General features: G+C 51.2%; 18 protein-coding genes and 1 pseudogene. 3 read left to right on the forward strand and 16 right to left on the reverse strand.

What is annotated here, in order from left to right; translation table 11 throughout:
• Positions 1-41: 41 nt before the first annotated feature.
• The 7 genes from FYJ53_RS10850 to FYJ53_RS10880 all read right to left on the reverse strand — a co-directional run bounded on the left by FYJ53_RS10850 (position 42) and on the right by FYJ53_RS10880 (position 8,993).
• The gene (locus tag FYJ53_RS10850) at positions 42-905 is read right to left on the reverse strand and encodes a S66 peptidase family protein (protein ID WP_148428239.1); all 864 of its coding nucleotides are present in this window, start codon (positions 903-905) and stop codon (positions 42-44) included.
• 117 nt (positions 906-1,022) lie between these two features.
• Positions 1,023-3,062 (reverse strand): copper-translocating P-type ATPase, encoded by a 2,040-nt coding sequence (locus FYJ53_RS10855; RefSeq protein ID WP_148428241.1) that lies wholly within the window; start codon positions 3,060-3,062, stop codon positions 1,023-1,025.
• 54 nt (positions 3,063-3,116) lie between these two features.
• Positions 3,117-3,800, reverse strand: coding sequence for an ABC transporter ATP-binding protein (locus tag FYJ53_RS10860; RefSeq protein WP_148428243.1), 684 nt, complete (start codon positions 3,798-3,800; stop codon positions 3,117-3,119).
• Between the two features lie 10 nt (positions 3,801-3,810).
• Positions 3,811-6,309 carry an FtsX-like permease family protein gene (locus FYJ53_RS10865; protein WP_148428245.1) on the reverse strand — a complete coding sequence of 833 codons (2,499 nt, stop codon included), beginning with the start codon at positions 6,307-6,309 and terminating at the stop codon, positions 3,811-3,813.
• A gap of 105 nt (positions 6,310-6,414) precedes the next feature.
• Positions 6,415-7,812 (reverse strand): sensor histidine kinase KdpD, encoded by a 1,398-nt coding sequence (locus FYJ53_RS10870; protein ID WP_148428247.1) that lies wholly within the window; start codon positions 7,810-7,812, stop codon positions 6,415-6,417.
• Entirely contained in the window at positions 7,809-8,528 is a 720-nt protein-coding gene (locus tag FYJ53_RS10875) for a response regulator transcription factor (RefSeq protein ID WP_148428259.1), read from the reverse strand. Before FYJ53_RS10875 ends, FYJ53_RS10870 begins: the two co-directional genes overlap by 4 nt.
• Before the next feature lie 81 nt (positions 8,529-8,609).
• A complete protein-coding gene (locus tag FYJ53_RS10880; RefSeq protein ID WP_148428261.1) occupies positions 8,610-8,993 on the reverse strand; it encodes a carboxymuconolactone decarboxylase family protein in 384 nt (127 codons plus the stop codon).
• Between the two features lie 147 nt (positions 8,994-9,140).
• On the opposite strand from FYJ53_RS10880, the pseudogene FYJ53_RS21845 reads away from it, so the two are divergent.
• Both FYJ53_RS21845 and FYJ53_RS21850 read left to right on the forward strand, forming a co-directional pair.
• Positions 9,141-9,217 (forward strand): annotated as a pseudogene (locus tag FYJ53_RS21845) (MerR family transcriptional regulator); the annotation flags it as partial.
• Positions 9,218-9,247: 30 nt separating this feature from the next.
• Positions 9,248-9,430, forward strand: a complete 183-nt coding sequence (locus FYJ53_RS21850) for a hypothetical protein (RefSeq protein ID WP_341474102.1) — start codon at positions 9,248-9,250, stop codon at positions 9,428-9,430.
• Here FYJ53_RS21850 and FYJ53_RS10890 read toward each other — a convergent pair whose 3' ends face one another.
• The gene (locus FYJ53_RS10890) at positions 9,431-9,919 is read right to left on the reverse strand and encodes an LURP-one-related/scramblase family protein (protein WP_256168577.1); all 489 of its coding nucleotides are present in this window, start codon (positions 9,917-9,919) and stop codon (positions 9,431-9,433) included. It lies immediately after the preceding gene.
• Positions 9,920-9,998: 79 nt separating this feature from the next.
• On the opposite strand from FYJ53_RS10890, the gene brnQ reads away from it, so the two are divergent.
• Entirely contained in the window at positions 9,999-11,327 is a 1,329-nt protein-coding gene (gene brnQ, locus FYJ53_RS10895) for a branched-chain amino acid transport system II carrier protein (protein WP_154557332.1), read from the forward strand.
• Positions 11,328-11,447: 120 nt separating this feature from the next.
• On the opposite strand, the gene FYJ53_RS10900 is transcribed toward brnQ, so the two are convergent.
• The 8 genes from FYJ53_RS10900 to FYJ53_RS10935 all read right to left on the reverse strand — a co-directional run bounded on the left by FYJ53_RS10900 (position 11,448) and on the right by FYJ53_RS10935 (position 18,756).
• Positions 11,448-13,265, reverse strand: coding sequence for a penicillin-binding transpeptidase domain-containing protein (locus FYJ53_RS10900; protein WP_148428263.1), 1,818 nt, complete (start codon positions 13,263-13,265; stop codon positions 11,448-11,450).
• A gap of 154 nt (positions 13,266-13,419) precedes the next feature.
• A complete protein-coding gene (locus tag FYJ53_RS10905) occupies positions 13,420-13,923 on the reverse strand; it encodes a YbhB/YbcL family Raf kinase inhibitor-like protein (protein ID WP_148428265.1) in 504 nt (167 codons plus the stop codon).
• Positions 13,924-13,942: 19 nt separating this feature from the next.
• Positions 13,943-14,398, reverse strand: a complete 456-nt coding sequence (locus FYJ53_RS10910) for a hypothetical protein (RefSeq protein WP_148428267.1) — start codon at positions 14,396-14,398, stop codon at positions 13,943-13,945.
• Between the two features lie 15 nt (positions 14,399-14,413).
• Entirely contained in the window at positions 14,414-15,265 is an 852-nt protein-coding gene (locus FYJ53_RS10915; protein WP_148428269.1) for an AraC family transcriptional regulator, read from the reverse strand.
• Between the two features lie 112 nt (positions 15,266-15,377).
• Positions 15,378-15,908, reverse strand: a complete 531-nt coding sequence (locus FYJ53_RS10920) for a hypothetical protein (RefSeq protein WP_148428271.1) — start codon at positions 15,906-15,908, stop codon at positions 15,378-15,380.
• Complete coding sequence (locus FYJ53_RS10925) at positions 15,899-17,254, reverse strand: sensor histidine kinase (protein WP_090411841.1); 1,356 nt, start codon at positions 17,252-17,254, stop codon at positions 15,899-15,901. Before FYJ53_RS10925 ends, FYJ53_RS10920 begins: the two co-directional genes overlap by 10 nt.
• Before the next feature lie 160 nt (positions 17,255-17,414).
• Positions 17,415-17,900: a GNAT family N-acetyltransferase gene (locus FYJ53_RS10930; RefSeq protein ID WP_148428273.1), complete on the reverse strand. Its 486-nt coding sequence runs from the start codon at positions 17,898-17,900 to the stop codon at positions 17,415-17,417.
• Positions 17,901-18,057: 157 nt separating this feature from the next.
• Complete coding sequence (locus tag FYJ53_RS10935) at positions 18,058-18,756, reverse strand: triose-phosphate isomerase (RefSeq protein ID WP_148428275.1); 699 nt, start codon at positions 18,754-18,756, stop codon at positions 18,058-18,060.

Consider the following 18,756-nt stretch of genomic DNA (forward strand, 5'->3'; position numbering starts at 1 on the left):
CCTGTTTCTCTGGAGATTCTTGACCGCATTTGCGAAAATCTTTAATTTGCTTCAAGCGTCAGCGGCATACCGATCACAATGGCTCTGGAATCTGGCCCATGACCGATTTCTCTGGTTTTGACAATGGGCATCGCCTCGTTTCGGACAACCTCTTTCACAAGGTCTCCGATCTCAGGTTTTTCTTCTGCCTCCTCCATCTTTGTGAAACTTCCTAAAATAATTCCGTTTATCTTGTCAAAAACGCCCATCTGGCGGTACTGATTGAGCAGTGAAACCATCCGGTCTGCGCCGCCGCTGTAGCTCTCCAGAAAAAGCAGTTTTTCTGAAAAATCCGGCAGATAGGGCGTTCCTGCAAGCTTCAGGAAGCAGCGGATATTGCCGCCGACCACCACGCCCTCCATACGGCTGCCCTGCAGAAACGCATAGTCAAAGTCGAACAGGGCCCGCCCGTCCTGGAAAAGGGAGTCCTTAAAGCGGCTGAGCTGTTCGATCCGGAAGTCATAGATCAGGTTTCTGATCTGGTAGAGATACCCCGGATGGCCGGTCTCCTTATAGATGGCGTTGATCACAGCCGTCACATCGCTGTAGCCAAAGAAGGGCTTGGCATTATCCTTAAGCACCTGGTAGTCCAGATATTCCAGTACCTCATTGGCCAGATCTCCGCCCGAGAGATCAAAAATCGCTTTAGTCCCATTGTCACTGTAAAAATTCATCAGCGCTCTGGCCTTTTCCTGAGCCGTTCCACTGAAAAAACGTGATTTTTCAAAAATATAAGGACTGCAGACGGGGTCCAGGCCTGCCTGTCTCAGGGTTTCAAGTAGTTTTTCCACATGGGTCCGGTTAGCTGCGGGCTGCGCGTTAGAACAGGCCACAATGCCAACTTTATCTCCAGCTTTCAGTTTCATTTGTGTTGCTCCCTTCGTCAGAAAATTTGTCCGCCGCCTGGCGCTGTGCCTTTACGAGGACATCTTATTTCCATTATAGTATGAACCCTGTTCTTTGTCTATTGTTAAGTTTTTGACTTATTTTTCCGGCAATTTCAGCAGACGCGCGTTAATGGCAACAATGATGGTGCTCAGCGACATCAGCACTGCCCCTGCCGCCGGACTGATGACCACGCCCTGGTAATAGAGCACACCCGCGGCCAGCGGCAGAGCGACCACATTATAGGCTGTGGCCCAGATCAGATTCTGCACCATTTTCTTAAAAGTCGCACGCGAAAGCCTCAGAATGCTGACCACATCCAGAGGATTACTCTTGACCAGAATAACATCAGCGGTTTCAATGGCCACGCTGGTTCCGGCACCGATGGCAATACCGAGATCTGCCTTCGCCAGAGAAGGCGCGTCATTGACCCCGTCACCAGTCATGGCAACCCTGCGCCCGTCGCGGTGAAGCGCATCAATCTTCGACGCCTTATCCCCTGGAAGCACCTCCGCAAACACTTTACTGATGTCCAGCTGCCGAGCCGCGTAGTCTGCTGCCCGCTGGTTGTCTCCAGTAAGCATAATGGAAGTCACACCCATCTGCTTCAGCTCATCCACTGCTTCCTTCGCTGTGGGGCGCACCACGTCGGATAAAGCGATAAAGCCCAGCAGCTTGCTGCCGCGAAGAATAAACACAACGGTTTTTCCTTCTTTGGCAAGATGGCTGTAGGTTTTCTCATCAAACGCAATACCCTCACGCTTCAGATAGCCTGGGCTGACAATCTTGACAGGCCGTCCATCCACGCTGGCCCGCAGCCCTTCGCCAGTCAGGTTCTGATAATCTGTGACCCTGAGCGCCGCCAGCTTCCTGCCCTTTCCTGCTTCCACAATTCCTCTGGCAATGGGGTGCTCCGAATTTGCCTCTACCGAGGCGGCAATGGTCAGAAGCTCATCCTGTGAAACACAGTCGGCCTGTATATCAGTTACGCCAAAACTGCCTTCTGTCAGTGTACCGGTTTTGTCGAACACCACCGTATCCAGATTTCGGGCATTTTCAAAGGCGGCACGGTTGCGGATCAGCAGTCCGTTTTTTGCCGCGAGGCTGGTCGATACTGAGGTTACCAGCGGCATGGCAAGACCAAGGGCGTGCGGACAGCAGATGATAATGACCGTCACTGCCCGGGTAACAGCAAAATTCAGGTTTCCCTCAATGGCCATCCATGAAACAAAGGTAATAATGCCAGTGACCAGCGCGATATAGAAGAGCCATTTGGCCGCCCTGTCCGCCAGCCGCTGGGTATTGGATTTGGAGGCCTGGGCATCCCGCACCAAACGGATCACCTGGGATAAAAAGGTTTCATCCCCGACATGGCTCACCTTAAATTTTAAAATCCCGTCGCCGTTGACAGAACCGCCGATCACCTCATCACCCTTCCCTTTTTCAACGGGTACAGCTTCTCCTGTGATCATGGCCTCATTGACCTCTGAGCCTCCTTCATACACAACACCGTCAATAGGGATTTTTTCCCCGGGCTTCACAAGGACTGTCTGTCCGGTTTTCAGGCTGCTGACCGGCATATCCATGGTCTCGCCGTTATCCATAATCATATGGGCGTTTTCAGGCATGAGCCTGGCAAGCTCCTCCAAAGCCTTAGACGCACCCATCACTGAGCGCATCTCAATCCAGTGGCCGAGCAGCATAATGACAATCAGGCTCGCCAGCTCCCAGAAAAAGTCTGAGCCCTGCACACCAAATACCGTTGCCGCACTGTAGACATAGGCGACAATGATCGCCAGGGCAATCAAAGTCATCATGGCTGGAGATCTTCGTTTCAGTTCATCCTTGGCACCCTTCAGAAAAGGCCAGCCGCCGTAAAAAAACAAAAACGTTGACAGGACCAGCAGGACATAAGAATCCCCTGGAAAACGCCAGTCAACGCCTAAAAACATCTGTATCATGGGTGAAAGAATCATAATGGGAATCATCACAGCCAGAGACACCCAGAACCGTCTCTTGAAATCCTGAACCATCATGGCGTGGTGATCCATGCCGCCCATTTGCACAGACGAGTGATCCATTTCGCCCATTCCCTCCATGCTGTGGTTATGCTCCATTGTATGATGTGTATCGTTCATGGTACCGCTCCTTTTTTAGAAGGTATATACCCTGAATTTTGGTTTCACATCATTTCACACAATTCGCCCGTCCCTTACCACCACTGTCCGGCTGCCGCACTCTGCCGAATCGGCAGAGTGCGTGACCATAAGGATCGTCACGCCCCTTTCTCGGTTGATGCGCTGCAAAAGCGTCATGATCTCCCAGCCGGTCTTGCTGTCAAGGTTGCCGGTAGGCTCATCGGCGAACAGAATTTCCGGGTCATTGACCAACGCACGGGCAATGGCGACACGCTGCTGCTGACCGCCGGAAAGCTCACGCGGTGTGTGCTTTCTGCGGTCCGTAAGCCCAACGATTTCCAGGAGCTCGTCAAGCCGGGGCTGTAAGGCCCGGCGGCTCTTACCGTCCAAAAGCACAGGCAGCAGAATATTTTCCTCAACCGTCAGATTGGGTATCAGGTTATAAAACTGAAAGACAAAACCAATATCTCTGCGGCGCATCAGGCTTTTCCGCTTGTCATCCCACTGTGAGATATCCTGCCCCTGCAGGATAACACTGCCGTCTGTGGGCTCATCAAGCCCTCCCAAAATATAGAGCAGCGTGCTTTTTCCAGAGCCTGACGGCCCCATGATGGATACAAATTCGCCCCGATATATTTCCATGGAAATATTTTTCAGAACCGAAGCCGTCACTTCACCCATTTGGTAATCCTTAATGATATTGCGGGCTTCCACTGCTGTTTTCATCATATGCTTCATTTTTTCTCCTTTACTCACATTTAATTTCTTTAACCAGTTCCATCTTTGACCCTTTAATCACCGGAACCACTGCCCCGGCCAAATTGATGAGGACTCCCGCCAGTCCGGCCGCCAGGAATACCTTTATATCCAGAGTTGGCGTCATGGCAATCTGTGGCCCCGCCACCAGAAAAATGGTTTGGATCAACAGCCATGACACCAGCACTCCGATAACCGCTCCGATAATGCCTGAGGAAAAACCTTCCAGAAGCGTCATTTTAACATTCTGTCCATTACTCATCCCCACAGATTTATACATGGCAATGGTGCGCCGCCTCTGCAGATAATTGATGAGCAGATTATTGATCACCCCTGTGCCTGCAAGAAACAAAATAAAATAGGTCAGCTTGTGCATGGGTGAGAGAAAAGCGCTGACCACACTCATGGCGTCCTGGTTAAACTCCTCAACCGTCCGGCTCCAGTTTTCCTTTTCGCCGAAAAGGCTGCGGATACGGATCATCGCCGCTTCGGGATCGTCAGCGGTGTAAGCCAGAAAGCCATATTCTGACTGGCCGAAATCCACCACGGCGCAGGCCGCCGGAATCACTGCCTGAGCGTCGTCCGCCCGGGACTCCATGCTGCCAATCACCCTGTAATCAAAGGCCTGTCCATTCATGGACAGCTCAATGGTATCGCCAACCCCGAGGCCGCGCTGCTTCATGGTGTCTCTATTTAAAAGAACCACCCTGGCCAGTCCAAATTCAGACAAAGCGGAATTCTCCGCCGCCGCGTCAGGATATTTGACAGCAAGCATGGTATTATACTGCTCCAGATCCTCCACAGCCTCCAGGCGGTCAAAGAGAACACCGCTGCTTTCGACCGCTCCATTCATAACATACATGGGCATAACCTCCCGGACGCCGTCAATCTCCTGTACCTCTTTAACAAACTCTGGTGTCATCCGCGCGTCGGCAAAGCCGTCAAGCGCTGCACCGTTAAACACATCGCCGATATACTGGTTCACAAAGCTCCCCACCACACTGATGGCGATGACGGCCGAGAGGCTGATGAACAGCAGGGTAATATTCTGATGGACATTGCGGTTATTCCGAAGGTTTCGGGCTGCCAGCATTCCCTCATTTCCAAAGCAGCAGCCATATATCCTCTCCATAACCCAGGCGACCCCGTCCGCCACTGGCGGGATCATCAAAATCGCTGCGGCAAGAATGCCCAGCAGCGAGAATCCACCGGCCAGAAACATCGCGTTATCCCCAAGGAGCAGCATCCGTGGCGCGGCGATGGAAATCACCAGCAGCATCGTACCCGCCGCCAGACGTGCCCTTGTTGAGACCCGCTTCTGTTCCACGTTTCCGAGCACGACCTCCTTGACCGGCAGCCTGCTGGCGCGGCGTACAGGGATGTATGCGCTGAACAGGGACACCAGCACTGCCACAGCAGAGGACAACAGCACATTGAGCGGCGGCACCACCATGGGTATGGCGATCCCCTGGGAAAGGGAATCCCCCAGGCCCTGGAGCAGCACTCCCAATACCGCCGCTCCCACTGGAATCGCAATGACAATACTCAAAACGCCATAGACCAGGCTTTCCATCAGCAATATCCCTGTGACTGCCCGCCTGGTGGCGCCGATACTCCTGAAGGTTCCAATGACTGGAAGCCGCTCCAGGGTAATCACCTGGTAACTGCTGAAAATAATAAACACGCTCATAACCAGGGAAAAAAAGCTGATCAGGAAAAATGGCATGGATTTTTGCCGGGCGTCGGCCTGTACCTGGGCTTCATCATAGGTTTTTTCAACTGTGTACTGTGCACCGGGCAGAGCCACAGAGAGCGAATCCGTTAACTGTTCTGCTGACACACCCTCTGCAGGGGCCACCAGTATCCGGCTGTAACCGGCTGCCACTCCGTCCAGCCCTCTCAGAAATTCCTCAGAGACGAGGGCATTAAATCCCCGTGTATTTCTTAAAAACACCGTGTCATAGGCCGCAACAGCCGCGACGTGAAATGTTCTTTTTTCCCCGCCAATCTCAAGGCTTAAGGTATCGCCAGCCTTCATCGGATATTTTGAGGTGAATTTTTCCGGCAAAACAATTTCATCTTCCTTAAGTGGACTGAGCTTTTCGCCACTTAGCAGACGCGGCTCATTGATGGCAGACAAATCCTCCAGATCTGCGGCCAGCAGATCAAAATTCTCATAGTAGCCCTCCTCGCTGTAAAGTCCTTTGGCCTCAAGTATCCCCACAGTCCTGCCGATCTCCGGTAAATCGGGAACCGCTTCCTCCCTTATCTTTACCTGGCTGCCACCCTCACCTGTCCGGGCTGCTACAGCCACAGCCGCGCTCCCGGCCATCCCCTTTGCCATTTTGCGCTGAGCGGCCTCGTAGGAATCGCCAATGCACAGCGAGACAAAGAGCAGCACTGCTGAGAGCACAATGGACAGCAGCATAACTGCTGTCCGCAGCTTCCGCTCACGGATATTGTTTAAAATATACCTGAATATAATTTTCAAAAGCTCACCTGCTTTCCTGAGTTTTGCCGCACGAAAAAACCGGCGGCTTACTCTAAGAATAAACCGCCGGCCTTACGCCTGCTTTCAACAAACCTTATTTTAATCTTAACTTTGAGGAAGCGTGATCCTAAACACAGTCCCACGCCCTGGACAGCTGTCCGCCGATATTTTTCCGCCGTGCAGCGAGATGATTTCGCGGGCAATGGCCATGCCAAGGCCGGTACCTCCGCTGTCTGTGGCAGCCGGAGCGCCCCGGTAGTAACGGTCAAAAAGCCGGTTTAACTGTTTTTCAGACATTCCCACTCCCTCGTCCCAGATCCGGATTTGGCAGGGAATCCCTGAAATAATTTCCACCCCGGTTCTCGCGCCGCTCCCGCTGTGCAGAAGTGTATTGATGAGCAGGTTATTTAAGGCACGCTTCATGAGTCCCGGATCAAAGTTCAAAATCTGGCTGCCCTCTGCCTCAAATTCTATAGCACGTCTGGCATACTGGGGGTCGTTCAGACAGTCGATGACCAGCTCCCGAACAAACCGTATGATATCCAAAGCTTGCAGCTTAAGGGGCACCATGCCATTTTCCAGCTGGTAGGTAAGCTTCAAGTCATTGATAAGCGTCTCGGCACAGGCGGTATTCTTCAGAATCACAGCGCTGTATTTTTGAAGCTCCTCAGCGTCCGGCGTATCCTCTGAACTGGCCAGCAGCTCGGCATATCCCCGTATGGGCGACAGCGGCGTTTTAAGGTCGTGCGTGATATTGGCGATCCATTCCTCCCTCAGCCGCTCGTCTTTCCTTCGGACTTCCTCTGCCTCCCGAAGGGTTTGATCCAGTGTGTTCAGGCTGGCATAGACATCCTGAAAAGCACCTCTTTCGTGAGTCTTCATATAACGGCGGCCAGCGATCTCATCCACTGCCCTGGTCATTTTTGAAAGCCTGCGGGTAACCGCAAAGCCATAGGCCAGCCCGAGGCCTGCTGTCAGAAAAAGCACTGCGCCTGCGCCAAGCAGCACATATGACTTGCCCGAGGGAAAATGACCGGCGTTCACATTCATCGTGATCTTGGCAATATCCATGGGAAAACCGATGAGATAGGTCCAGCTCCGGCCGTTATCCTCTGACACACCCGAAAAAACAGCTTTGTCTCCACTGCTGTCCAGCGTACTGAGCAGCCTGTCCGGCGAATACTCCTCTGGCTGTCCCTCCGGCACAGAGACGCCTTTAACCGCATGGCCGGCACTGTCCAGAATCTGGAGCCAGAGACCATTATCCTCCAGCATTTCAAAACCCTTCTGGGTGATCACCGGCTCCCCCTCCTGAAAAATGATTTCCTTTGAAAAAGCCCCGGTAAACTCAGCGGGCCAGTCACTCCGGACAATCTCCCCATTAGGCTTTTGGACGGTCACGGCGTAGACCACCATACCTGCTCCGGCTGCCAGGATAAGCATCATGAGGATTAAAAATAACCCATAGATGTGAAAAGCAGATTTATAGCCGGACTGCTTCATTTCCCTGTCCCCGCAGCCATCCGATAGCCCAGTCCCTTAACGGTCAGGATAAGCGCTGGCCTTGAGGGGTCCTTCTCTATCTTCTCCCGGAGGTGGCGGATATGAACCATGATGGTATTGTCACACACTGCGCTCAGCTCTCCCCAGACCTGTTCATAAAGCCGGTCCTTGCTGATGATCTTCCCTGCGTTTTCGGCCAGATACAAAAGAATACCAAACTCCCGGGCAGTCAGCCCAAGCTCCCGCCCATCCTGATAAACCCGGCTGCCATCCACATCAATTTCCAGCCCGCCGACCCTTATGCGCCGGCCGTCAGCAGCCTCTGCCGTTTTATTGTATTCCAGCCGCCGGAGCTGGGCCTTGACGCGGAAAACCAGTTCCTTTGGGCTGAAGGGTTTGGTGATATAGTCATCCCCACCGCTGCTGAGCCCGAGAATTTTATCCACATCATCATTCCTCGCCGACAAAAAAAGCACCGGGCAGTAGGAGAATTCACGGATCGCCCGGCAAACCTCGATGCCGTCCATATCTGGCAGCATGATGTCGAGAATCACCACATCCGGCGCATTTTCCTTACAGGCCGCGAGGGCTTCCTTTCCTGTGAACGCCTTGTCAACACAGCGGAAGCCCTCCTTCCTGAGGGCTGTCTCCACCAGACCGGTGATGTCTGGCTCATCATCGACCAGTAAAATTCTTTTGTCATAAACGCTTTCCATGGCCGCCTCCTTTTTATGGCTTCGCTTTTGTTTTCATCCACTATATGCCATCTGGATCATCCTGTCAAGCGCGGGCAGTGCTCAGTCTTGCAATCCGCGCTCCTCAAAAACGGTCTTTGCCACAGCCACCCCGTTTAAAACTCTTGGGAACCCCACGTATGGAATACACTGGATGAAAACCTCGATAATTTTTTCCGGGGAAAGCCCCACATTTAAGGAGCCGTTAATGTGAACCTTCAGCTGAGCCTCACAGCCGCCTGAGGTCAGCAGACTGGCAATGGTGATGGTCTCCCGCTCCTCCAGTGTAAGCCCGGCCCTGGGGTAAATATCCCCAAAGGCAAACTCCACGATATACCTTCCCAGATCCGGCGCGATGTCCTCCAGCGACGCGATCACACCCTCACCCGCACCGCCGTCAATCCGGCGCAGCGTTTCCAGCCCTTTGTCAAACTTTTTATCATCCATTTGATCTTACCTCCTGTTTCTTTTATAATAAAAGTGTAGTCCTTAGACTATAGTCAAAGTCAAGCGAAAGATTAAGGAGTCTTAAAAATGACCATTGGTGAACTTACTAAAAGAACAGGCATCGGCGAACATACCCTGCGTTTCTACGAAAAAAGGGCCTTATCCGGGTCCTGCGGGATGGACAAGGCCGCCGTTTTTACACGGAAAAGGATATTGAGTGGGTGCGCTTCATCAAACGCCTGAAGGATACCGGCATGCTGCTAAAGGATATAAAAATTTACGCCGACCTCCGTTATGAGGGTAACCATACTGCCGCCAGGCGCCTGAACATTCTCAGAAAACACCGTGAATACGTCGAGGAACAGCGCCGCAAATGGGATGAATATCTCGAAAACCTTGATGCCAAGATCGGCATTTATGAGGAAATGATAAAATAATCAATCTCTCTGCGAGCATTTGGCTGCGTCAATGGCCAGAACAATCATCAGGGACAGGAGCATGTCCTGTGGATCTGCAATGTCGATCACATAGGTGTCGGTAAAATTAAACAGCTGCTTGGACGCCTGCATGACCATGCGTCCCTGGCCGTCCACCACCTCGTACTCCCACTCAAAGAGATCCCCCTCCACGCTCCAGTCGTTGCAGTTCAGCGTGAAGGCTGGTCTGAAAAAAGTAAATTTTTTCTGAATCTCTCCAATTTCCCGGCCATTCTGATACAGAGCGAACCGCGGCAGCAGGGTGAGCACCTCCTCTTTTACAGTCCCCACATGCTCGCCAAAGCGGTCATAAATTTCAAGGCAGTGTCCCCAGGACAGACGGCCTTTCACCGTAAAAACCGTTTCTCCCGCCTCATCATAAATATCGTAGCTGTCAAACCAAGAGAACAGCCGCTGCTTGAATAGTAATTTCATCTTTTCCTCCTTCAATGTATACTTGCCATAATACAACTATTTCCTTTAATTTTATGCTATAATGCACCTATTGATTGTATTTACAGGAGATATTATGCAGAAATTATCACGAAAAAACACTTTTCTCATCGGGATTACGCTTTTCTCGATGTTTTTTGGCGCGGGAAATTTAATTTTTCCGCCCTTTCTGGGGGAACAGGCCGGAAGCCTGGCCTGGATCGCTTTTGCGGGCTTTGCCATCAGTGCCATAGGCCTGCCCATACTGGGGGTAGCCGCTGTGGCGAAATCCGGCGGCCTGGACGCACTGGCGGGACGTGTGCACCCTGCTTTCGCGGCAGCATTCACCTTTTTAATTTACCTGTCCATCGGCCCCTGCCTCGCCATTCCGCGTACGGCCAGCACTTCCTTTGAAATGGCAGTGCTGCCGTTTTTACCCGGGGGCAGCGGCGGCAGTCTCATACTGCTGCTCTACTCCATTGTCTTCTTTGCCGTGGCACTGCTGCTGGCCCTCAAACCTGACAAGCTCACAGACCGGCTCGGCAAAAAGCTGACGCCCTGTCTGCTTGCCTTGATTTTCATTATCTTTGCTGCCTGTATTGTTTTTCCGCCGGGCAGTTATGGCGCTGCCACTGGCAGCTACACCTCCAACGCCTTTGTCCAGGGCTTTCTGGACGGCTATCAGACAATGGATACTATCGCAGCGCTTAACTTTGGTATTATTATCGCTTTAAACATAAGGGCTTTTGGCGTTGGTGAGGACAGACTGGTCGTGCGCGAAACCATTAAGGCCGGCTGGATTGCCGGCGGGCTTTTGCTGGCAGTCTATGCGGCTCTGACCCATGTAGGCGCTTTATCCGGCGGCAGCTTTGGCGCTGCCGCCAACGGCGCGCAGACGCTGACCCAGATTGTCATGCACCTTTTCGGGCAGGCCGGGCTCATCATCCTGGCTTTGATCTTCCTGATTGCCTGCCTGAACACCTGCGTTGGACTGATCAGCTGCTGCAGCGAATATTTCAGCGGAATTTTTCCGCGGTTCTCTTATAAGAAATGGGCTGTCTTTTTTGCCTTTATCAGTATGGTTATCTCAAACGCGGGGCTGAACAAAATTCTGGAAATCTCCATTCCAGTGCTTAACTGTCTTTATCCAGTGGCCATCGTGCTGATTCTGCTGGCTTTTCTGCAAAAATGGGTCGGCGGCTTTTCCCGCGTCTACCCCACGGCCATCCTGTTTACCGGCGTGGTCAGCGTTATCTACGCTCTGGATCAGAAAAGCCTGACCATCCCCTGGCTGACCAGCCTGACGTCCAAAATTCCGCTTTACAGCATTGGCCTGGGATGGCTGATTCCCTCGGTCATCGGCATTGCCCTTGGAATTTTGCTCTCCCTCCCCTTTAAAAAGAAAGCAGCGCCGACCAATGAGTAGGCTGTTTTGCCGGGACTGTAACCGCCCATAATATTAACGCCATGTGAAGCATCTGCTTTCACATGGCGTTTTATCTTTTTAGGACATGGGCTTGCTTGTGACGTTATCAGAATATGAAAGTCAGAAAACCGCGCGTATCTTCTCTTCCAGATAGCCGGCGCCGCCCCTTTCCCCAGTGCCCTCTGCCACGGCAGCCACCAGCAGGGGGCTTTCCTCTGTCTGGTCCGCATAAAACAGGACGCACAGGGCTGTATCCACTGAGTTTTTCTGGACCGCTGTCCCTGTTTTTACCGCAAGAGCCCTTCCTTTTGGGCTCTTTGCCTCCTGTAAAAGGCTTTCACTGATTTCTGCGGCCTTTTCCTGGGAAATCACATCCTTTTTCCAGTACTTCACCATGGGGTTGGCATCATATTTGATATAAGGTTCCACCATATTACCGCCATTCACAAGGGCGGAATAAATCAACGCCAGATGCAGAGGGCTGGCGGCCATGCCCGTCGTGCCGCTGCCCGCTGCCGCCAGGTCACTGTCCACTGTACCGCTCTCTGAAATTTTAGAGGCCTCCATGCTGAAATCAAAGGGTAGCGACTCCCCAAAGCCAAGCTTTTTAAGCTGTTCGGCATACGCCTCGCTGGTTTTCACACCAGCGCCAAGGGTTACAGGCTGAATGAGCTCGCCGGGCGCATAGGCTTTCTCGAACCGGTTAAGCAGGGGATTGTCCGGATTTCTGTTCAGGCTGTCCCTCTCGGCGTCACTCATGCCCAGAATAAAGGTGTTGGGATTGTAGGACGGCGTGCTGACCAGAGCCAGCACCGCGCCGGTTTTCGGATTAACGGCTGCCGCGGCGCTTTTATCCCCGGCAAGCTGATCATAAAGGGCTGTCTGAAGCCCGGTGTCAATGGTCGTCTGGACATCAAAACCTCTCACCGGTGAGCTTTCACACAGAACACGGCTTGTTTTAATCCCGTCACTGCTGGTATCACTGACGGTGATGGTGCCTCCGTCCTTTCCTCTCAGCTGACGGTCAAAAACCTTTTCCAGGCCGCCTTTTCCCACGATACTCGTCTCCCGGTAATCGCCTTCATTCTTAAGCGCTTCCAGCTCCTCAGCCGTGATGGCACCAATATAGCCAGTCAGGTGCGCGGCTTTTTCTCCATAAGGGTAGCTGCGCACCTCTGCTTCTCCGATCATCACACCCGGTATCTGCAAAAGCGCAGCTTCCAGCCCTGCGTCAATTTCGGGCAGTGTTTTGACTGGGACATAAGTCTCCGCTGTCACCCAGGAGGCGGACAGTGCGTCTTCGATCTCTTCGGTGGTAATCCCCAAAAGCCCGGCTGCTGCGGCCAGGTCGGCAGCCCGGGTATCCGCGTTTATTTTTCCCGGGACAAAGCCGACCGAGGGGGCCGTACCTGGTCCTGCCAGCATATTGCCGTCCTTGTCCAGAATGCTCCCCCGATCTGCCGCAGTTGTGGCGACACTGACTTTGGCGGTTTCGCTGAGTCCGGGCAAAATGACCGCAGAATTCCAGACAAGCCGGTATTCTCCGAAAAAGCTGTCCTTCCGTAGCCTCACATTGCCAGGGTTGCCGAGCGCACCGGCCACTGTTTCCATCCTCAGGTTATAATAGGCCTGCCGCTGGTTTGAATCAATTTTTTCAACGCTCATGATCTCCAGCTTCAGGTCTCTGGCTTCAATTCCCTCATAAATGTTTTTGTTCCGCGTGATAAAATCCTCCCGGCTGATGGTCTTTTTGGAATCATCGCTGATGAGCAGATACATTTTATCGTAATCCCGCCCACTCACTGCGTCAAAATAGCGCTCAAGAGACCGTTCCGGCGTGTTGACTGAACGATAAGCCGCAAGGGCCAGCGCTGTGATGATAAACGCCAGTGCCACTGTGCCAACCGCTATCTTCATTTTTTTGCCGTCTGCTTTCATGGTTTCACCCCCACTTCCTTAAGCTTATTATAGGATGATTGTACCTTGACGTAAAGAAGTTTTAAGCGGGCACATTAAAAAAGATGCTTCACAATGAAGCATCTTAAGTATTACCAGCCGATCATGTCATAGCGCCAGCTGTTCCTGTGGTTTTTCAATCTCTGTACATCCCCTTGATGGTGACCTGATCTAAGATATGGCCTTCCATCTGGCGGTACAGCTCGTTGTAATAAAAGCCGTTATCCAATTCCAGCAGTGTATTCAGGGCATAAACATGCATTTCGTAGATATGCGGCGCATTTGGCGGCGCCATACCGCCGTAAAAGGACGACAGCGCCCGGCTCTGCCTTCCTCCCTGGATGCTCATACAGCTGTTCGCACCCTGGACAAAATCTGTGGCGGTCTGGCTCTCGTTTTCCAGAAGCTCATTACGCGTAATGTTTGCCGCTGTCCAGTGAATCCATGAAAAGCCGCCTGTAACCGGGAACGCGTCCTTATCCTCCAGAACCAGCGCGAAGGATTTCGTACCCTCTGGAGCGTCCTCAATTTTCAGCGGTAAAGAGTATGTCGGCATACCATTTTCGTTGAACTGGCTGCCGTGCTTTCCATACTTGTCCTCAATTATGCCGTTGACAATTCCAGTGCTTGTTACAATCATTTTTTTACCTCCTGAATTTTTATTTGAATTTTGATTTCTCATAGTTGTAGGGAATGCTGCTCCCCACCACCACGTCCTCAATCTTTTCAATGATCAGCCAGTCATCCATATTGCCCTGATGGTCGAAGGCCAATGGCTCAATAGCCTCCACATTTTCAAATTCTACCAGACAGAGACATTTTTTATGCCAGCGTTTTTTCTGTTTTTCGGATAAATTTAGCCTGTCCTGATTCGACTCAAGGGCTTCATCAATGGCTTCATCTGAAAGCTTGACATAATTCTGGACACTTTTTACCACCGCCCTGGCCGAAATGGCCTTGCTGCCCTTTTTCATGAAATAAAGCTTTTCACCCTCAAAGACCCGACTGTGGGGAATCTTCCTGCCCGCCGCGCCTCTCACGACCATGGTCTTTGTTCCGTCCATAATTTTTTCCAATACCTTTTCTTTGTCATCGCAATAAACTAAATGCTCCATTGCTGCCTCCTGTTTCTATAAAATTGGTATCCATATTTCACTTTTATAATCCTCCGCAAAGCTGTTGCCCGCCGAATACCACTCCATTTCCGGGCAGTCCGCGTGGTCGAAGGGATACTTGATGACCCACTCCTCATTCAAGAATTTCCATCCCTCCTGGACTGCGCCCGGCACCGGGCCGACACACTCAAAAACAGCCCAGGCTGCCGGCGGAATCTCAATGGCCTCAAGCCCTCTTCCCGCAGGCCTGTCAGAGATCCCGGCGATATAGTAATCCATCATTCCATCCCGGTAATTTCCAAACACGCCAAAGGTACCAGAAGGTTTATGAGCCTCAGTATACGAAATAATCTGCGCCAGCCTGCCGTTTTGCATAACCTCATTCCAGAAAGCCGGAATCGCCCTGAAATTTTCACCATTCAGGCAGCTGATGGAGCGCTTAACGCCCAGAAGACGAAAGCCTTCCCTGTGCTCGACCCGCCATTTAATATCATTCGCTTTGGCAAAATTCATCCGTGGATACACCTTTAAAACAGCGGTCTCTTTTTTGGCCTCTGTGGGCGTTATGCCGTGAAAGGCCTGAAATGCCCGGGTAAAGGCTGTCGGTGAATCATAGCCGTATTTTACGCTGGCGTCCAACACCCTGATCTCTGTGCTTTTAAAATCATACCCTGCCAGGGTAAGCTTGCGGTTACGGATATATTCCGCAAGAGTGACGCTGTTCATATAGCTGAAAATCCGCTGAAACAGCGAATAAGAACAACCGGCCAGCTGCTCGATCCTTTGCCTGTCAATCTCCTCATGGCCCAGCTGCAGACTGCTCTCAATATACTCAATGATTTTGTTCAAACGTTCTGTCCAGTCCATCCTCATTTCCTTTCTGTTGTATCATAGCACACTTTCTTAAAGCCTTCCTCTCTTTTTGCGCTGCAAAAAGCAGGCTAAAGACTTTATTAAAAAAGGGCGGAAACTCCGCCCTTCAGATTTCTTTCTGCTTTAAGATACCAGTCCGCTTCATCTCTTCCTCTAAAAAATCCCGCGGGCAGCCCTTATCCGAAAAACCCGCCGCGCTGCACCGCTCCTCATTGGCAAAGTGGCTGTGCAGCGCCTGATATTTTCGTGTTTTATCCACATCAGCTGTCAGGCCAAACAAGCGCTCTACTGCCCTGTTGAGTCCGGCTACCGGACGGCGGCCGTGGGTCTTTGTGACACTGAGTCTGCCTGCCCTCTTAAAATAAGCCTGAACCTGCTCGTCCGTATAACCTTCGCCGCTGAGCCCAAGGGCAATCCCTTCCTTCAGCAGCTCAGGATAACTGGCCCAGTCCGCAGCGGCCATTCCCCAGAGGACAACGGCAAAACGACTGCTCGCATTCACGGCGACCAACGTCTCCTTTCCCTGAAAAAATATGACATGGGCCTCCCAACAGTAAAAAAGATCCTCTGGCGGTCCATAGGGCGGACTGGACGCTTTTAAAAATTTCTGAAGCGGAATGGTGACGCCTATCTGCATTTGCGCACCTCATTATCTCCCTGAATCATCTTCAGCATGACCTGTACCGTAAAGTTATCTTCATCATAGTGGATTTCCATCACTCCCTTATTTTTTTCCACAATCCTTTTTACCGAGGCAATGCCCATACCCTCGCCCTCGTGCTTTGTGGAATAATACTGCTTGTCTCTGAAAATCACTGCCCTCTGATAGGTGTTCCGAATGGCCAGCACCAGCTGTCTGCCCTCCACGTCCGCCTTGATCTCAATTGTCCTGGGATTTTTTTCACGGGTGGCGCAGGCCTCCACAGCGTTCTCCACAAGATTTCCAAAGACAATACACAAATCCGTATCTGGGATATCGAGGGACTCCCGCACGTTGGCTTTTACCGTCACCACGATTCCTTCTGCACTGGCCACAGTATAATAGTGCATCAATATCGCGTTGACCACTGGATTCTGGCAAAAGGAAATATCCTCTCCGGCTAAGTATTCCGGAGCAAGGGCCTTCATATAATTCCGCAGCCCCTCCATATCCTTATTGTCCAGAAAGCTGTCAATGGACAGCAGGTGATGACGCCAGTCATGCCGGAGCCTGGCGTTATTTTCCACATTTTCAATCATCCGCTGATACTGGTCCTCCTGCATCCGCAGCTGGGATGAAATAAGCTTTGTCTGCTGCGCGGCCGTTATTCCCCTGTAGGTCTGAATCAGCATCAGGAGGGTCACCAGAAAGAATGTGTAGGTGGTAACAGCCCAGAGAACCGTAAATGTAATATCCACACCATTGGTTGGCACATGGGCTTTCCAGTAATCTCCAACAATTTTCACAAAGAAAATCATATAAATCAGCGCCGGAATCACCCAGATATACTTCCAAAAACTGAAATTCCCCTCAAACTCAACCACCTGCTTATACAGCCGCACCATCAAAATCCAGAGCAGCGGGATACACACAATGAGCACACCGATCACCACGAGAGCATAGACCATCGAAAACGGCAAATTCAGACTCAGGGAATTGACAATCACCTTGGCAATGGCGACAATATTGACATACAGGTTTAAAACCATCAAAACAATGAACAATATCTCAAAAAAACTGCCCTTAATAGCGATGCGGAAAATAACCACCGCTGTGATAATCCACAGCACGATCCCAAAGCTGCTGTACTTTACTAAAAACTTCCCAGAGGTTAAAAACAAAACAATGACCACGACCGTAATGGCTGTCAATAGCCCGGCTAAAACTGCCGTCACAAGATTATTGTAACGAAACCGGCTTTTGAAGGGCGTAAACAGGCAGTAGGCGAAGACAATACAACAGACGACAACCCGGAGCGTCGTGCTTATAATATCAATGAGCATACGTTCCCTCTCTTTTCCAAAATCTGATTTTTATTGTCCTCTCATCTGTCTTCATTATAATATATTTTTTTCTTCTTTTATAGCAGCATTTTTGTTTTGATGTATTTTTCGATGTTAATCACTAAAAAATAAAAATCATCTCCCTTATTTTAATCTGTTGCTATATTTCCAGTAAAAACAGCCCATTCGCCGTGTCATAGCTGTATCCGGCGGACAGCAGTGTATTTCGGGAGGCATGGTTGTCTGTCTCGGGCTGGACGATTATTCTTTTAGCGTCCTTTTCCTCCGCGATACGCTCCCCCAGCAGCCGCACAGCCGCACTGGCATAGCCTTTTTTCAGATTTTCCACTTCTCCAATAAGATAATCAATGCTGTAAGTGCCCTCCACCGGAATATTCCCATGCCAGTCCTCTCCGCTTTTCCAATAGGGATAGTACTGGCAAAAGCCAATGGATCCGCGGTCTCCACAGATGATATAGTGGTGTATCCAGCTATACTCTCCCTCCCGCTCTCTCACCTCGTCAAGCCATGCCTGCGGATCAGTGAACCAGGGCTTTATATGCTCCGCACCCAGCCATTCAGTCAACAGCGGAATGTCCTGATCTGTAAATTTTTTCAGCCGAAGTGGCGTTTCTTTAGCTTTCATCAAACCGTTCTCCTTTTGTTCTTTCATCAAATTATCTTTCTGATAATCTGTCTTTTCCTTATGTTAACATTATCCTGAGCTGCTTTCAACTTCTCTTAATCCCAACACACATATAAAAAACCGCCGGACACTGATGTGCCGGCGGTAAAAAGCCTGGTTATTTTTTATTCAGTTCGCTCTGTGCCTTTTTCAAAGCGTCCAGCATCTCAACGATCTTTCCTTTTCGGCTTGGCGCGTTTAGAATACCGCTGGTGCCGCCGCTTCCATGGGCGCCTTCCATGACTACCCGGTAAACATCATCACCAGTGCTGACTCCGGCAGCCTGAACGATCAGAATTGTATCGTCAATGGACTTCACCGCGTCATTTGTCGCTTTAATATAATCTTCGCTGCTCGTGCTGCCTGTCCCGATCAGGCTGGTGGGTTCGCAGATCATCATATCTGGTTTTAACTGTGCGACAGCTTTTGATTCTTCTGGTGAATCAGCGCACACGATGGTCACGATGTCGAGCGCATCGGCGCGCCTGATGATTTTGTCAAGCTGCGCGGTGGTTACAGGGTGCTCCGCATGATTTAAAACAACGGCCTGAGCGCCGGCAGCCTTAAGCCCTTCAGGTAAAATGTGGCCCATCCCCCGGCCTGGTACAATGCCGTCCATGTGCTGGGCGGTCACGACGATATGCTCTGTGGCGTCGGCGACTTTCTGAATATCCACATGCTGGGCGGTAAAGAGAATGTCCAGATCATACTCTTCAGAAAGCTGATCACAGACCTTTGCCAGCGCCACAGATTCTTCTCCGTAAATGTATGCCTTGGGATTAACAATTAAAAAGGGCGCGCGTACTTTTCTTTTCAT

Origin of the sequence: Eubacterium sp. BL-380-WT-2B (assembly GCF_009696115.1) — a bacterium.
GTDB lineage: Bacteria > Bacillota > Clostridia > Eubacteriales > Eubacteriaceae > Eubacterium > Eubacterium callanderi.

Excerpts from the sequence above, each read along its gene's own strand:
- FYJ53_RS10850 (WP_148428239.1), bottom strand. The coding sequence starts at position 905 with ATGAAACTGAAAGCTGGAGATAAAGTTGGCATTGTGGCCTGTTCTAAC.
- FYJ53_RS10855 (WP_148428241.1), bottom strand. The coding sequence starts at position 3,062 with ATGAACGATACACATCATACAATGGAGCATAACCACAGCATGGAGGGA.
- FYJ53_RS10860 (WP_148428243.1), bottom strand. The coding sequence starts at position 3,800 with ATGAAGCATATGATGAAAACAGCAGTGGAAGCCCGCAATATCATTAAG.
- FYJ53_RS10870 (WP_148428247.1), bottom strand. The coding sequence starts at position 7,812 with ATGAAGCAGTCCGGCTATAAATCTGCTTTTCACATCTATGGGTTATTT.
- FYJ53_RS10875 (WP_148428259.1), bottom strand. The coding sequence starts at position 8,528 with ATGGAAAGCGTTTATGACAAAAGAATTTTACTGGTCGATGATGAGCCA.
- FYJ53_RS10880 (WP_148428261.1), bottom strand. The coding sequence starts at position 8,993 with ATGGATGATAAAAAGTTTGACAAAGGGCTGGAAACGCTGCGCCGGATT.
- FYJ53_RS21850 (WP_341474102.1), top strand. The coding sequence starts at position 9,248 with ATGCTGCTAAAGGATATAAAAATTTACGCCGACCTCCGTTATGAGGGT.
- brnQ (WP_154557332.1), top strand. The coding sequence starts at position 9,999 with ATGCAGAAATTATCACGAAAAAACACTTTTCTCATCGGGATTACGCTT.
- FYJ53_RS10900 (WP_148428263.1), bottom strand. The coding sequence starts at position 13,265 with ATGAAAGCAGACGGCAAAAAAATGAAGATAGCGGTTGGCACAGTGGCA.
- FYJ53_RS10905 (WP_148428265.1), bottom strand. The coding sequence starts at position 13,923 with ATGATTGTAACAAGCACTGGAATTGTCAACGGCATAATTGAGGACAAG.
- FYJ53_RS10910 (WP_148428267.1), bottom strand. The coding sequence starts at position 14,398 with ATGGAGCATTTAGTTTATTGCGATGACAAAGAAAAGGTATTGGAAAAA.
- FYJ53_RS10915 (WP_148428269.1), bottom strand. The coding sequence starts at position 15,265 with ATGGACTGGACAGAACGTTTGAACAAAATCATTGAGTATATTGAGAGC.
- FYJ53_RS10920 (WP_148428271.1), bottom strand. The coding sequence starts at position 15,908 with ATGCAGATAGGCGTCACCATTCCGCTTCAGAAATTTTTAAAAGCGTCC.
- FYJ53_RS10925 (WP_090411841.1), bottom strand. The coding sequence starts at position 17,254 with ATGCTCATTGATATTATAAGCACGACGCTCCGGGTTGTCGTCTGTTGT.
- FYJ53_RS10930 (WP_148428273.1), bottom strand. The coding sequence starts at position 17,900 with ATGAAAGCTAAAGAAACGCCACTTCGGCTGAAAAAATTTACAGATCAG.
- FYJ53_RS10935 (WP_148428275.1), bottom strand. The coding sequence starts at position 18,756 with ATGAAAAGAAAAGTACGCGCGCCCTTTTTAATTGTTAATCCCAAGGCA.